This is a genomic window from Tenacibaculum sp. 1_MG-2023, assembly GCF_030547425.1.
GTDB lineage: Bacteria > Bacteroidota > Bacteroidia > Flavobacteriales > Flavobacteriaceae > Polaribacter.
This window is the reverse complement of the sequence record NZ_JAUORH010000054.1, coordinates 1-610: the sequence shown is the minus strand read 5'-3', so window position 1 is coordinate 610 and position 610 is coordinate 1. Positions and strand designations below refer to the sequence as shown.

Sequence of the window (610 nt, the reverse complement as noted above, 5' to 3'; positions counted from 1 at the left end):
CTGCTACATTATTAAAAATATTAGCATTTGCTCCTGTTTGTGCTGCGGCTCCATCTAATGAATAGGTGTAACTAGCATCAAATGGTGTTATAGTGATATTTCCTGTACCATCACAGTTATATACTACAGTACTTGCAAATGGCGGTACTGCTGGTAAATCTGCTATTGTTACCGTATTTAAAATTCTTTCACAGCCATTTGAATCTTCTACTTTTGTCTCATAATCTCCTGCTGGTAAATTAGATACTGTTGTTCCTGCTATTTGTGTATAAGCTCCTCCTCCTACTAATCTATAATAATAAATGTATGGTGCTGTTCCGCCTGTAGGTGCTGTAAAACTTATCGTTCCTAAAATAGTTCCTGTAGGACTACACATTAAGTCTGTTTTACTTGCTGAGCCTGACGCTAATGCTGTTGGAACGTTAATCGTTTCTGTTGATGTGGCTACTGGTGGACATCCGTTTGCATCACTTACTGTAATTTGATAACTACCGTCTCCTAAACCTGTAAAACTGTAATTAACATCTGCTGATGGTCCTTGTACAAATGGCCCTCCTGGTCCTGTAACTGTTACGGTATATGGCGATGTTCCACTGCCTACTGTTACATT

Annotated in this window: 1 protein-coding gene; it reads right to left on the bottom strand. The window is 38.9% G+C overall.

Features of this window, described 5'->3' with window-relative positions; all coding sequences use genetic code 11:
- Positions 1 to 610 (bottom strand): hypothetical protein (locus Q4517_RS15415; RefSeq protein WP_303511286.1); only part of this gene is annotated, 610 nt, incomplete at both ends.